13 protein-coding genes are annotated in these 13,650 nt (G+C 64.4%); 12 read left to right on the top strand and 1 reads right to left on the bottom strand.

What is annotated here, in order from left to right:
• Positions 1 to 97: 97 nt before the first annotated feature.
• The 4 genes from pheA (at position 98) to aroA (ending at position 4,850) form a co-directional block, all read left to right on the top strand.
• Positions 98 to 1,237, top strand: coding sequence for a prephenate dehydratase (gene pheA, locus A9975_RS07480; protein ID WP_183032070.1), 1,140 nt, complete (start codon positions 98 to 100; stop codon positions 1,235 to 1,237).
• 44 nt (positions 1,238 to 1,281) lie between these two features.
• Complete coding sequence (gene hisC / locus A9975_RS07485; protein ID WP_183032071.1) at positions 1,282 to 2,397, top strand: histidinol-phosphate transaminase; 1,116 nt, start codon at positions 1,282 to 1,284, stop codon at positions 2,395 to 2,397.
• Positions 2,398 to 2,537: 140 nt separating this feature from the next.
• The gene (locus A9975_RS07490; protein ID WP_183032072.1) at positions 2,538 to 3,446 is read left to right on the top strand and encodes a prephenate dehydrogenase/arogenate dehydrogenase family protein; all 909 of its coding nucleotides are present in this window, start codon (positions 2,538 to 2,540) and stop codon (positions 3,444 to 3,446) included.
• Positions 3,447 to 3,539: 93 nt separating this feature from the next.
• Positions 3,540 to 4,850 (top strand): 3-phosphoshikimate 1-carboxyvinyltransferase, encoded by a 1,311-nt coding sequence (gene aroA, locus A9975_RS07495; RefSeq protein ID WP_183032443.1) that lies wholly within the window; start codon positions 3,540 to 3,542, stop codon positions 4,848 to 4,850.
• Here the strand turns inward: aroA and A9975_RS07500 are convergent, their stop codons facing one another.
• Entirely contained in the window at positions 4,851 to 5,084 is a 234-nt protein-coding gene (locus A9975_RS07500; protein WP_183032073.1) for a DUF2061 domain-containing protein, read from the bottom strand.
• A 134-nt stretch (positions 5,085 to 5,218) separates the two neighbouring features.
• On the opposite strand from A9975_RS07500, the gene cmk reads away from it, so the two are divergent.
• From cmk to rfaD, 8 genes are all read left to right on the top strand, one after another.
• On the top strand, positions 5,219 to 5,881 hold the full coding sequence (gene cmk, locus A9975_RS07505) for a (d)CMP kinase (RefSeq protein ID WP_183032074.1): 663 nt from the start codon (positions 5,219 to 5,221) through the stop codon (positions 5,879 to 5,881).
• 152 nt (positions 5,882 to 6,033) lie between these two features.
• Complete coding sequence (gene rpsA, locus A9975_RS07510) at positions 6,034 to 7,728, top strand: 30S ribosomal protein S1 (RefSeq protein WP_006158411.1); 1,695 nt, start codon at positions 6,034 to 6,036, stop codon at positions 7,726 to 7,728.
• A gap of 32 nt (positions 7,729 to 7,760) precedes the next feature.
• Positions 7,761 to 8,258 (top strand): integration host factor subunit beta, encoded by a 498-nt coding sequence (locus A9975_RS07515; protein WP_183032075.1) that lies wholly within the window; start codon positions 7,761 to 7,763, stop codon positions 8,256 to 8,258.
• A 206-nt stretch (positions 8,259 to 8,464) separates the two neighbouring features.
• A complete protein-coding gene (locus A9975_RS07520; RefSeq protein ID WP_183032076.1) occupies positions 8,465 to 8,794 on the top strand; it encodes a lipopolysaccharide assembly protein LapA domain-containing protein in 330 nt (109 codons plus the stop codon).
• A 3-nt stretch (positions 8,795 to 8,797) separates the two neighbouring features.
• Positions 8,798 to 10,045 (top strand): lipopolysaccharide assembly protein LapB, encoded by a 1,248-nt coding sequence (gene lapB, locus A9975_RS07525; protein ID WP_183032077.1) that lies wholly within the window; start codon positions 8,798 to 8,800, stop codon positions 10,043 to 10,045.
• 66 nt (positions 10,046 to 10,111) lie between these two features.
• Positions 10,112 to 11,485, top strand: a complete 1,374-nt coding sequence (locus tag A9975_RS07530; RefSeq protein WP_183032078.1) for a UDP-glucose/GDP-mannose dehydrogenase family protein — start codon at positions 10,112 to 10,114, stop codon at positions 11,483 to 11,485.
• A gap of 70 nt (positions 11,486 to 11,555) precedes the next feature.
• Entirely contained in the window at positions 11,556 to 12,503 is a 948-nt protein-coding gene (gene rfaE1, locus A9975_RS07535; protein WP_174423163.1) for a D-glycero-beta-D-manno-heptose-7-phosphate kinase, read from the top strand.
• A gap of 40 nt (positions 12,504 to 12,543) precedes the next feature.
• Complete coding sequence (gene rfaD / locus A9975_RS07540) at positions 12,544 to 13,539, top strand: ADP-glyceromanno-heptose 6-epimerase (protein WP_174423162.1); 996 nt, start codon at positions 12,544 to 12,546, stop codon at positions 13,537 to 13,539.
• The last annotated feature ends 111 nt before the right edge of the window (positions 13,540 to 13,650 follow it).

Here is a 13,650-nt window from a genome sequence, read left to right on the forward strand (position 1 = left end):
CGCGTGGCGATGCCGCAGCGGTGCCGATTCGTTTTTTCCCAAGGCCATTTCACTGCCATTGGCACTGCGCAATGGCGTGGCGTAGCGGATTCATACAATGACAAATCAAGACAAGCAAGGCGCGCAGGGGGAGGCGCAGCAGGACAATGGCGCGGCCGAGAAAGCGCTGGGCGTCGAGCTGACGCCGCTGCGCGAGCAGATCGACACGCTCGACCGCGAGCTGCTGGCGATGCTGAACCGCCGCGCGCAACTTGCCCTCGATGTGGGCGAGGTCAAGAAAAAGTACGGCGCGCCGGTCTTCCGCCCCGAGCGCGAGCTGCAGGTGATTCGCAAGGTGCAGGGGGCCAACCCCGGCCCCCTGCTGGACGACAGCGTGGCGGCAATCTGGCGTGAAGTGATGTCGGCCTGCCGCGGGCTGGAAAAGCCGCTCGAGGTGGCATTCCTCGGCCCGGCGGGCACCTTCTCCGAGCAGGCGCTGTACGCGCACTTTGGTCACGAGGTCAGCGGCGTCGCCTGCCCCAGCATCGATGAGGTGTTCCGCGCGGTGGAAGCCGGCACCGTCGAGTACGGCGTGGTGCCAGTGGAGAATTCCACCGAGGGCGCGGTCTCGCGCACACTGGACCTGTTCCTGCAGACCTCGCTGAAGATCAGCGGCGAGATCGCGCTGAAGGTGCATCACAACCTGATGGCGTCGTCGCCCGATATGAAGGGCGTGACCGTGGTGCGCGCGCATGCGCAGGCGCTGGCGCAGTGCCAGCACTGGCTAACGGCCAACTACCCGCACCTGGAGCGCCAGGCGGTGTCGAGCAATGCGGAAGCGGCACGCATGGCCAGCGAGGATCCCACCGTGGCGGCCATCGCCGGCGAGTCGGCGGCCAATCGCTACCACCTGCATCTGGTGCGCACGCACATCCAGGATGATCCGCATAACCGCACGCGCTTCGCCGTGATCGGCCGCTACGAGACCGAGCCCTCCGGCAGCGACCAGACCTCGATGATCCTCTCGGTGCCCAACAAGGCCGGAGCGGTCTACCAGTTGCTTGCGCCGCTGGCCGACAACGGCGTGTCGATGTGCCGGTTCGAGTCGCGCCCCGCGCGCAGCGGCGCGTGGGAGTACTACTTCTACGTCGACGTCGAAGGCCACCAGCACGATGCTTCAGTGGCGCGCGCGCTGGAAGAGCTGCGCCGCAACGCGGCTTACTTCAAGGTGCTGGGTTCGTATCCGTCCAGCCGGTAACAGGATCGGCGATCCGCGAACAACGTCTCAGATAAGGAATGAACATGGCAGAGCAGGGCAAGCAGTTCGGTCCCGAGTATGTGCGGGCGATTTCCCCGTACGTGGCGGGCAAGCCGATTTCCGAAGTGGCGCGCGAATTTGGCCTGGACGAGTCCACCATCGTCAAGCTGGCCTCGAACGAGAATCCGCTCGGCATGCCCGAATCGGCCCGGACCGCCATCGCTGCCGCCGTGGCCGACCTGGGCCGATACCCGGACGCGAACGGCTTCGCATTGAAGGGCGCGCTGTCGGCCCGCTTCGACGTGCCGGCCGACTGGCTCACGCTGGGCAACGGCAGCAACGATATCCTGGAAATCGCGGCGCATGCGCTGGTCAAGCCGGGTGAGTCGATCGTCTATGCCGAGCATTCTTTCGCGGTGTACGCGCTGGCCACGCAGGAAGTCGGCGCGCGTGCCATCGAGGTCAAGGCGCGCGACTACGGCCACGATCTCGACGCCATGGCCGTGGCCATCGCCCCGGACACGCGCCTGGTCTTTGTCGCCAACCCCAACAACCCGACCGGCACCTTCCTGCCGGCCGCCGAGATCGAGGCCTTCCTGGCCAAGGTGCCGGCCGATGTGGTGGTGGTGCTGGACGAGGCCTACAACGAATACCTGGATGACGCGCAGCAGTACGATTCGATCGCTTGGGTCCGCAAGTATCCCAACCTGCTGGTATCGCGCACCTTCTCCAAGGCGTATGGCCTGGCCGGGCTGCGCATTGGCTACGCCGTGGCGCAGCCCGCGCTGACCGATCTGCTCAACCGCATTCGCCAACCCTTCAATGTCAACAGCCTGGCCCAGGCAGCGGCGGTGGCGGCGCTTGGCGATGCGGCCTTCCTGCAGCGCAGCGCCGAGCTCAATCGTGCCGGCAAGGCGCAACTGGTGGCGGCGTTCGACCGGCTTGGCCTGCAGTACGTGCCGTCCTCGGGCAATTTCGTGCTGGTGCGCGTGGGCCAGGACGATGGCGCCGGCGCGCGCGTCAACCTGGCGCTACTCAAGCAGGGCGTGATCGTACGGCCGGTGGGCAATTACAACCTGCCGCAATGGCTGCGCATCACTATCGGCCTGCCTGAGGAAAACGCGGCGTTTATCGTGGCGCTGGAAAAGGCCCTCAAGTAAGCGCTGTTGCAAGCAATGCCCCGGCCCTCAGCGGGCCGGGGCATTGCAAGCTCGTGCAACGGCGCAATGGCGGCGCCGCCTCGCGGCGGAGAAGTTACAATATCGGATTCCCGAACTTCCTTGCCTGGCAGCGTATCCCCGTGACCGTTCCTGCGTCCGCTCCATTTTTTTCCCGTGTCGTCATTGTCGGCGTTGGCCTGATCGGCGGCTCGCTGGCACTCGCGCTCAAGCGCGCGGGTGCGGTCGGCACGGTGGTCGGCATCGGCCGCTCGCAAGCTTCGCTCGAGCGTGCGCTCAAGCTGGGCGTGATCGACGAGGCGGCCACGCTGGAAGACGCCGCCAAGGGTGCCAGCATGATCGTGCTATGCGCGCCGGTGGCGCAGACCTTTGCGCTGCTCCATGCACTTGAGCCGCATCTTGAGCCAGCTACGATCATCACGGATGCCGGCAGCACCAAGTCCGACGTCATCATGGCGGCCAAGACCGCGCTGGGCGACAAGGCGGCCCAGTTCGTGCCGGCGCATCCGATTGCCGGGCGCGAGCTGCATGGCGTGGAAGCGGCGCTGGACGATCTCTATGTCGGCAAGAAAGTCGTGCTGTGCCCGCTGCAGGAGAATGCCCGCATTGATATAGCCGCCGTGCGCGCCATGTGGGAGACCGCGGGCGCCCAGTGCAGCGTGATGTCGGCCGTGCAGCACGATGCCGTGTTTGCCGCCGTCAGCCATTTGCCGCACCTGCTCTCCTATGCGCTGGTGGCCCAGGTGGCCAATGCTGAAGACGCGGCGCTCAAGCTCGATTTCGCGGGTGGCGGCTTCCGGGATTTCACCCGGATCGCGGCGTCGTCGCCGGAGATGTGGCGCGATATCTGCGTTGGCAACCGCGAGGCGATGTTGAGCGAGCTCAGCACCTACCAGGCCATGCTGGCGCATCTGAAGACCCTGATCGAAAACAGCAACGGCGATGGCCTGGAACGTATTTTCCAGCGCGCCAGCCAAGTGCGGCAGCAATGGGGCGCGCAGCGCGCGCCGGCTGTCAACGCCGAGCCCTGATCGCCACGCAATCCGGCGCTACACGAACGCCACGTCGCCAACGAAAGCGGCGCGCCTTTCATCGAAAGCCGCCCGCCAACTAACATGCAAACCATGGAACATCTCACGCTCGGTCCCTTCACTCGCGCTTCGGGCACGGTTCGCCTGCCGGGTTCCAAGAGCATCTCCAACCGGGTGCTGCTGCTGGCGGCGCTGGCCGAGGGCGAGACCCGCGTGTGCGACCTGCTCGACTCGGATGACACGCGCGTGATGCTGCAGGCGCTACGCACGCTGGGCGTGGAATGGCGTCAGGAGGATGGCGCTTGCGTGGTGCGCGGCGTGGGCGGCAAATTCCCCAACAAGGCGGCCGAGCTGTTCATGGGCAATGCGGGTACGGCCATTCGCCCGCTGACCGCGGCGCTGGCGCTGCAGGGCGGGAGCTACAAGCTGTCCGGCGTGCCGCGCATGCATGAGCGGCCGATCGGCGATCTGGTCGATGGTCTGCGCCAGATTGGCGCGAGCGTCGCCTACCTCGGCACCGAGGGCTACCCGCCCTTGCAGATTGCTCCCGCACGGATTCGCATCGATGCGCCGATCCGCGTGCGTGGCGACGTGTCCAGCCAGTTCCTGACGGCGTTGCTGATGGCCTTGCCGCTGGCCGATGCGCCTGGCGACACCATCGAGATCGAAGTGGTGGGCGAGCTGATTTCCAAGCCCTATGTGGAGATCACGCTCAACCTGCTGGCGCGTTTTGGCATCGAGATCCGGCGCGAGGGCTGGTCACGCTTCATCTTGCCGGCTCGCGCGGCATACCGCTCGCCGGGCGAGATTTTTGTCGAGGGCGACGCGTCCTCGGCCTCCTACTTCCTGGCTGCGGGCGCCATCGGCGGCGGCCCGCTGCGGGTCGAGGGCGTGGGCATGGCCAGTATCCAGGGCGACGTCAAGTTTGCCGAGGCGCTTAACCGCATGGGCGCCAACGTGATGGCCGGCGCCAACTGGATCGAGGTCCGCGGCACCGAGCGCGACGATGGCCGCTTGAACGGCATCGAGCTGGACTGCAACCATATTCCGGACGCTGCCATGACCCTGGCGGTGGCGGCGCTGTTCGCCGAGGGGCCTACCACGCTAACCAATATCGCCAGCTGGCGGGTCAAGGAAACCGACCGCATCAGCGCCATGGCCACCGAGTTGCGCAAGCTAGGCGTTGAAGTGGAGGAGGGTGCGGATTACCTGAAGGTGACGCCACCGGCCCAATCCGCCTGGCAGACCCCGGCCGCCGGCATCGATACTTACGATGACCACCGCATGGCGATGTGCTTTTCGTTGGCTGCGTTCGGTCCGCTGCCGGTGCGCATCAATGAGCCAGGCTGCGTTGCTAAGACGTTCCCGGATTACTTCGATGTGTTTGGCGCGGTGGCGCGCTGATCATGCGGCCAGTGGCAGGTCATCGCCGCCGCGCCCGGTTTGGGGCAAGGTCTTATGCTTCGCCCCGGGTTCGCGCCGTTCCCAGTAGCGGTCGAAGAAGTAATGCGCCACAGTGTTGACTGCCGGCTCGATGAACGTCACGGCGCCGCTGACCGCCAGATTGCCGGTCAGCGCATAAGTGACGCCAAAGGCAATCGCAGCGTGCATGATGCCGAACGACAGGGTCTTAGCCATGGTAGATTGCCTCGCGAAGATGTTCGTTGTTTGCTGCATAGGCCCGCGATTCTGTCCGGTGCCTGTCATGAACTACATGCTAATGATTCTCAATTGATTTAAGAAATCAAAATTTTGTTCTGTCTTAATAAACAATGACTATCGTCGACGTCATCACCATCGACGGGCCCACCGCATCGGGAAAGGGCACCGTAGCGCATAAGGTGGCCGACGCGCTCAGCTTCCATTTGCTGGACAGCGGTGCGTTGTACCGCCTGGTGGCGCTCGCCAGCGAGCGTGCGGGCATCGACATGCAGGATGTGGAGGGGCTGGCCAGCCTGGCTACCCGCCTCGATGTGAAGTTCGGGCCTGACCGTGTCTGGCTGCGCGGCGAGGAGGTCAGCCTGGCCATCCGCGCGGAAGCCACCGGCAACCGGGCCTCTGCGATCGCCGTCCACCAGCCGGTGCGCGACGCCCTGACGGCGTTGCAGCGCGGTTTTCGCAAGCTGCCCGGCCTGGTTGCCGACGGCCGCGACATGGGCACCGTGATTTTCCCCGATGCCCGGCTGAAGGTGTTCCTGACGGCAAGTGTCGAGGCGCGCGCTCGCAGGCGCTATAAACAATTGATTGATAAGGGAATTTCTGCTAATATCGAAGACCTTTTGCGAGACCTTGAGTCGCGCGACCAGCGGGATCGTTCCCGCGCGGCCGCGCCTCTGCGTCCCGCAGAGGATGCGCACTTGCTCGATACCTCCGACATGACGGTGGATCAGGCGGTGGCGCAGGTGCTGCAATGGTATGGCGCGCCGGGTTCCTGACCCGCGCCGGTCCGGCCGCTGCAACACCGAAGTGCCGGCAGAGCCTGCAAGCGCAGATTCCGCCGGTGTTGTTCAACCTGACCCCGCTGCCCGGTGCAGACTGAGCGCGATCCACGCGCCGGCCCGAGTACTGCGGATTGATACTCAAGTTTATGTCCGACCTGCAAACTAACGAATCCTTTGCCGCACTGTTCGAGGAATCCGTCGCCCGCTCCAATATGAAGGCTGGCGAAGTGATTTCCGCTGAAGTCGTGCGCATCGACCACAATTTCGTGGTCGTCAACGCCGGCCTCAAATCGGAAGCCTTTGTGCCGGTGGAGGAGTTCCTGAACGACCAGGGCGAACTCGAAGTGCAGGCCGGCGACTACGTCTCCGTGGCCATCGACGCGCTCGAGAACGGCTATGGCGACACGATTCTGTCCCGCGACAAGGCCAAGCGCCTGGCATCGTGGCTGAACCTCGAGAAGGCGCTGGAAGACGGCGAAATCATCTCGGGCACGGTCACGGGCAAGGTCAAGGGCGGCCTGACCGTCATGGTCAACGGCATCCGCGCGTTCCTGCCGGGCTCGCTGGTCGACGTGCGTCCGATCAAGGACACCACGCCGTACGAAGGCAAGACCCTGGAATTCAAGGTCATCAAGCTGGACCGCAAGCGCAACAACGTGGTGCTGTCGCGCCGCGCCGTTGTGGAAGCGACCCTGGGCGAAGAGCGCCAGAAGCTGATGGAAACCCTGAAGGAAGGCGCCATCGTCAACGGTATCGTCAAGAACATCACGGACTACGGCGCATTCGTGGACCTGGGTGGCATCGACGGCCTGCTGCACATCACCGACCTGGCATGGCGTCGTGTGCGTCACCCGAGCGAAGTGCTGTCGGTTGGCCAGGAAATCACCGCCAAGATCCTCAAGTTCGACCAAGAGAAGAACCGCGTCTCGCTGGGCGTGAAGCAACTGGGCGAAGATCCGTGGGTCGGCATCTCGCGTCGTTACCCGCAAAGCACCCGCCTGTTCGGCAAGGTGACCAACCTGACCGACTACGGCGCATTCGTTGAAATTGAAGCCGGCATCGAAGGCCTGGTCCACGTTTCCGAAATGGACTGGACCAACAAGAACGTCGCTCCGTCGAAGGTTGTCCAGCTGGGCGACGAAGTCGAAGTCATGGTTCTGGATATCGACGAAGACAAGCGTCGTATCAGCCTGGGCATGAAGCAATGCAAGGCTAATCCGTGGGACGATTTCAGCCGTAACCACAAGAAGGGCGACAAGCTGGGCGGCCAGATCAAGTCGATCACCGACTTCGGCGTGTTCATCGGCCTGCCCGGTGGCATCGACGGCCTGGTGCACCTGTCCGACCTGTCCTGGCAAGAAACCGGCGAAGAAGCCGTGCGCAAGTACAAGAAGGGCGACGAAGTGGAAGCCGTGGTTCTGGGCATCGACGTCGACAAGGAACGCATCTCGCTGGGTATCAAGCAGCTGTCGGGCGACCCGTTCAACAACTTCATCTCGGCTAACGACAAGGGTTCCCTGGTCAACGGCACGATCAAGACTGTTGATGCCAAGGGCGCTGTCGTGCAACTGGCTGATGACGTCGAAGGCTACCTGCGCGCATCCGAAATCTCGGCTGACCGCGTGGAAGATGCTCGCAACGTGCTGAAGGAAGGCGAACAAATCACCGCCCTGGTGGTGAACGTCGACCGCAAGTCGCGCAACATCAACCTGTCGATCAAGGCCAAGGACAACGTCGAGCAGCAAGAAGCCATGCAAAAGTTCGCTGCCGACACCGGCACGGCTGGCACGACCAACCTGGGCGCGCTGCTGAAGGCCAAGCTCGGCCAGGACAACCAGTAAGCATTGGTTCTTACGCCTGCTAGCGGATGCCCATGACCAAGTCCGAGCTTGTCGAAAAACTGGCTGCCCGGTTCCCGCAGCTGTTGCTGCGGGATGCGGACATCTCGGTGAAGACGATCCTCGATGCGATGTCCGAAGCGCTGGCTGATGGCCACCGCATCGAGATTCGCGGGTTCGGCAGTTTTGGACTGAACCGGCGTCCGCCGCGCGTGGGACGCAACCCCAAGTCTGGCGAACGTGTGCAGGTGCCCGAGAAACGGGTGCCGCACTTCAAGGCGGGCAAGGAGTTGCGTGAACGAGTCGATCGTAGCCCGGCGCTGCCGCAGGCAGGTAGCGGCGGCACCGGCGCCAATGCCAATGGAAGTCACGTTGGCAACGGCAATGCGAATGGCAGCACCCATGGCGCCGGTAATGGCCATGGCGCTACGGCTGGTGCGGGTCATGTGACCGCGCCTGGCCAGGCGAAGCCGGCGGCCGCTGCCGGCAGCGCCTTGCATGATGATGGCGGGCTGAAGCTGGCCCAGTCCTGAATCCGCTGCGTTTGGCTCGTGATATGCCTGGATAGTCAAAAAAGCGCCCCGATAAGGGGCGCTTTTTCATTTTGCGAGCATACAAGACGTTACCGTTGGCGCGAGGCGATTCCGCTACAATGCCGGGAATCCACTGAGGGGGGCGCCGCCCACCGACGTCCGCATCACCGGAGTCCGATTCATCCCATCTGCCGCATGAAGCCCGCATGAAACTTGTCGCCTGGATCATCCGCATCGTCCTGTTCGCGCTGCTGTTCGTGCTGGCGCTGCGCAATACCGCCGACGTCTCGCTGCAGCTCTTTTTTGATGCCGTCTGGCGCGCGCCGCTGATCCTGATCTTGCTGGCCGCGTTCGGGCTGGGCATCCTCGCCGCGCTCGCGGCGCTGGCGCCCGTGCTGATGCGCCAGCGCATGGAGGCGGGCCGGCTCCGGCGTGCACTGGGCGAGGCACGCAGCCAGTCGGCGGAAAGTGCGCGCGACCCACAGGCCGCGGCAGGTTCCGGCATTCCCTACAACGTAGTTGGCCCGAAAGTCTGACCCATGATTTTTGAAACCTGGTGGCTGCTGGCGCTGCCGCTCATTTTCGGCCTCGGCTGGATGGCTGCCCGCTTCGATGCGCGCCAGCTGATGAGCGAGCAGGGCGCGCTGCCGCGCTCCTATTTCAAGGGGCTGAATTTCCTGCTCAACGAGCAGCCCGACCAAGCCATCGACGCGTTCATCGAGGTGGTGCGCCTGGACCCCGAGACCACCGAGCTGCACTTTGCGCTCGGCGCTTTGTTCCGCCGGCGTGGTGAAACCGAACGCGCCATCCGCGTGCACCAGAACCTGGCTAGCCGCCAGGATCTTCCCGATGCCGAGCGAGAGCATGCGCTCTATGAGCTGGGCCAGGATTTCCTGCGCGCCGGCCTGCTTGACCGCGCGGAGGAATCGCTGCGCCGGCTGATGTCGGGGCCGTACGCGGCCCCGGCCAAGCATGTGCTTCTGGAACTCTACGAAGTCGAGAAAGAGTGGAAGAAAGCCATTGACGCGGCCCGCGAGCTGCAGCCGCTGGAGCAGAAGGACTACAGCGTGCAGATCGCGCAGTTCTGCTGCGAACTCGCGCAGGACGCGCTGCAGCGCAAGCAGCCCGATGACGCCATCGGCTGGCTGCAGCAGGCTGCCAAGGAAAACCCCGCCAATGTGCGTGCGCCGATGCTGCTGGGCGATGTGGCCATGGCCGCGGGCGACGCGCAAGGCGCGCTTGGCCACTGGCTGGGCATCGAGAAGCAGGACGCGTCTTACCTGCCGCTGGTGGCGGATCGCGTGGTCAAAGCGTACCGCCAGCTCGGCGACGATGGCCGGGCGCTGGAGTGGCTGCGCGGCCTGCTGAAGACGAACCTGGCTGCCGAGTTGCTCGATAGTGCCTATCGCGCCGAGCTGGAGCAGCACGGCGCGCATGCCGCGGCCGTGCTGATGCGCGAGCAATTGCGCCGGCAGCCGTCGTTGCAGGCCCTGACCAAGTATTTTGAGGCGCAGGCCGCCGAGGTCGCGCAAGCCAGCGTGGCTGTGACGGCCGATGCGACTGATGCGGCTGATGCGGCTGATGGCGAGCTGGCAGGCTCCGCCCACGATATCGAGCATGAGCAAGAGGTGTCGGCGATTCGCGACCTGCTGCAGCACCGCACGCGTAACCTGGCGCGCTATACCTGCCGCGAGTGCGGTTTCCGCGCCCGGTTGTTCTATTGGCAGTGCCCTGGCTGCAACCGCTGGGAAACCTACGCACCGCGCCGTTCCGAGGCGCTCGGCTGATGCTGGCGCCGATGCTGATGTTGTTGCTTTAGCATCGCACGCCAATCCCTATCTGGAGTACAAGTTATGAAAGTCACCATTATCGGCAGCGGCTACGTCGGTCTAGTGACCGGGGCCTGCCTGGCTGAACTGGGCAACGACGTGTTTTGCCTGGACGTCGACGAACGCAAGATCGCGATGCTCAATGCCGGCGGCGTGCCGATCTACGAACCGGGCTTGAAAGAGCTGATCCAGCGTAACCGCGAGGCTGGCCGGCTGACTTTTTCCACCGATGTGGCGGCCAGCGTGGAGCATGCCGACGTGCAGTTCATCGCCGTTGGCACGCCGCCCGATGAGGATGGCTCCGCCGACCTGCAATATGTGCTGGCGGCGGCCCGCAATATCGGCAAGTACATGACCGGCTTCAAGGTGGTGGTGGACAAGTCCACCGTGCCGGTCGGCACCGGCGATCGTGTCGCCGAAGCCATTCGTGAAGAGCTGGCCGCGCGTGGCCTCGAAGACCTGCAGTTCTCGGTGGTCTCGAATCCGGAATTCCTGAAGGAAGGCGCCGCGGTGGAGGACTTCATGCGTCCCGACCGTATCGTGCTGGGCTGCAATGCCGACGTGGCAGGCCGGCATGCCAAGGCGATCATGCGCCAGCTCTATGCGCCCTTCAACCGCAATCACGAGCGCACGTTCTATATGGACGTGCGCTCGGCCGAGTTCACCAAGTACGCCGCCAACTCGATGCTGGCCACGCGCATCTCGTTCATGAACGAGCTGGCGAACCTGGCCGATGAAGTCGGTGCCGATATCGAGCTGGTCCGCATGGGCATCGGGTCCGATCCGCGCATCGGCTATAGCTTCCTGTACGCCGGTGCCGGCTACGGCGGTTCGTGCTTCCCCAAGGATGTGCAGGCGCTGATGCGCACCGCCAGCGCGCATGGCAAGCCCATGCGCGTGCTGGAAGCGGTGGAAGCGGTCAACGACGCGCAAAAGCAGGTGCTGGCCGACAAGGTCGTGCGCCGCTTTGGCGAGGATCTCACCGGGCGCACCTTTGCGATCTGGGGCCTGGCCTTCAAGCCCAATACCGACGACATGCGCGAAGCGCCGTCGCGGGTGCTGGCGCAAGCGCTGGTGTCGCGCGGCGCCTCGCTGCGCGTGCATGATCCGATCTCGATGGCCGAGGCCAAGCACGCGCTGGCCCTCGATCTCGCACACATCGATGGTGGTTTTGCACGCGTGCATTTCAGCGACGCGCAGATGGACACGCTCGACGGTGCCGATGCCCTGGTCATCGTCACGGAATGGAAGGTGTTCCGCAGCCCGGATTTCAACCAGATCAAGCGCCGCCTGAAGGCACCCGTCATCTTCGACGGACGCAATCTGTACGAGCCCGAAGCCATGCAGGAAGCGGGCATCGAATATCATGCGATCGGGCGGCCGACCACGACGCGCTGAAACGCAACCCAACGGGAACGACAAGCCAACGCCCCGGCTGACGGACCGGGCTGTGTTGCCAAGGATGTCCATGAGCAAGAACCATATTCCGCAGCAACAGATCAATCAATCGCGCATCCTGGTGGCGGGTGACATGATGCTCGACCGCTATTGGTTCGGCGACGTCGAGCGCATCTCCCCGGAAGCCCCGGTGCCGGTGGTGCAGATCAAGCGCAGCGACGAACGCCTTGGCGGCGCTGCCAACGTGGCGCGCAATGCCGCCGCGCTCGGCGCCCAGGTGGGCATGCTGGGCGTGGTCGGCGATGACGAGCCCGGCCGCACGCTGGAGGCGCTGCTCAGCGCCAGCCACGTGCAGCCCTACCTGCATCGCGACCCCAGCGTCAACACCACCATCAAGCTGCGCGTGGTGGCGCACCAGCAGCAGTTGCTGCGCGTGGACTTCGAGAATGCACCGGGGCATGAAGTGCTGGCCGCGGTGCAGGATCGTTTCCTGGCCCTGGTCAAGGAGTACAAGGTCCTGGTGCTCTCCGACTACGGCAAGGGCGGCCTGGCCCACGTGGGCCGCATGGTCGAGGCGGGCCGCGCTGCGGGCTGCCTGGTGCTGGTCGACCCCAAGGGTGACGATTACTCACGCTATCGCGGCGCCACGCTGATCACCCCCAACCGTGCCGAAATGCGGCACGTGGTGGGCGCCTGGAAGACCGAGTCCGATCTCACCATCCGGGCCCAGAACCTGCGGCGCGAGCTGCATCTCGAAGCGCTGCTGCTGACGCGCTCGGAAGAGGGCATGACGCTCTACACCGAAGCCGAGGTGCTGCACGTGTCAGCGCAGGCGCGCGAAGTCTACGACGTGTCCGGTGCCGGCGACACCGTGATCGCCACGCTGGCGACCATGCTGGGCGCGGGCGTGCCGCTTAAGGAAGCCGTGCAACACGCCAATCGCGCTGGCAGCATCGTGGTGGGCAAGCTGGGCACCGCAGTCGTCACCTATCCTGAATTGTTCGGCACGCCGGCGTAATGGCCGCGCTGCCTCCTGGCTCTATTGAGCCCACACGACCATGACCATCATCGTAACCGGCGCTGCCGGCTTTATCGGCAGCAACCTCGTCAAGGGCCTGAACGAGCGCGGCGAAGACAACGTCGTCGCCGTCGACAACCTGACGCGCGCCGACAAGTTCCACAACCTCGTCGACTGCGAGATCCGCGACTACCTCGACAAGAGCGAGTTTCTCGAGCGCTTCAAGCGCGGTGAGTTCGGCAAGGTACGCGCGGTGTTCCATGAGGGAGCCTGCTCCGACACCATGGAGACCGACGGCCGCTACATGATGGAGAACAATTTCCGCTACACCCAGGCGTTGATGGATGCCTGCCTGGAGCAGGGCACGCAGTTCCTCTACGCCTCTTCGGCAGCCACCTATGGCGCCTCGCAGGTGTTCAAGGAAGAGCGCCAATACGAGAAGCCGCTGAACGTCTACGGCTACTCGAAGTTCCTGTTCGACCAAGTGGTGCGGCGCACGCTGCCGTCCGCGTTGTCGCAGATCGTGGGCTTTCGCTACTTCAACGTATATGGCCCGCGCGAAGCGCACAAGGGCCGCATGGCCTCGGTGGCCTTCCACAATTTCAACCAGTTCCGCGCCGATGGCACGGTGAAGCTGTTTGGCGAGTATGGCGGCTATGCGCCGGGTGGCCACACGCGCGACTTCATCTCGGTGGAGGACGTGGTGAAGGTCAACCTGTTCTTCCTGGAGCATCCGGACAAGTCGGGCATCTTCAACCTCGGCACCGGCCGCGCGCAACCGTTCAACGACATTGCCGCGACGGTGGTCAACACGCTGCGCGAGGCCGATGGCCGCCCCCAGCTGACGCTCGACGAGATGGTGCAGGAGGGACTGGTGGAATACATCAAGTTCCCCGACGCGCTGCGCGGCAAGTATCAGTGCTACACCCAGTCCGATGTCTCGCGCCTGCGTGGCGCTGGGTACAAGGATGCGTTCTACACCGTGGAAGAAGGCGTGTCGCGCTACTGCCGCTGGCTGCTGCAGAACAAGGGCTGAAGTCGCAAAGACACGCGCGCAAAGGCGCCTTTTGTGCGCCTTGCGCGCGCTGTGGAGACACCTCGGTAGCGTTGAGGTGAACTTTTGTTGCGAGGTGCGCCAAGCCGGTTG

Origin of the sequence: Cupriavidus sp. UME77 (assembly GCF_014170355.1) — a bacterium.
Classification (GTDB): domain Bacteria; phylum Pseudomonadota; class Gammaproteobacteria; order Burkholderiales; family Burkholderiaceae; genus Cupriavidus; species Cupriavidus basilensis.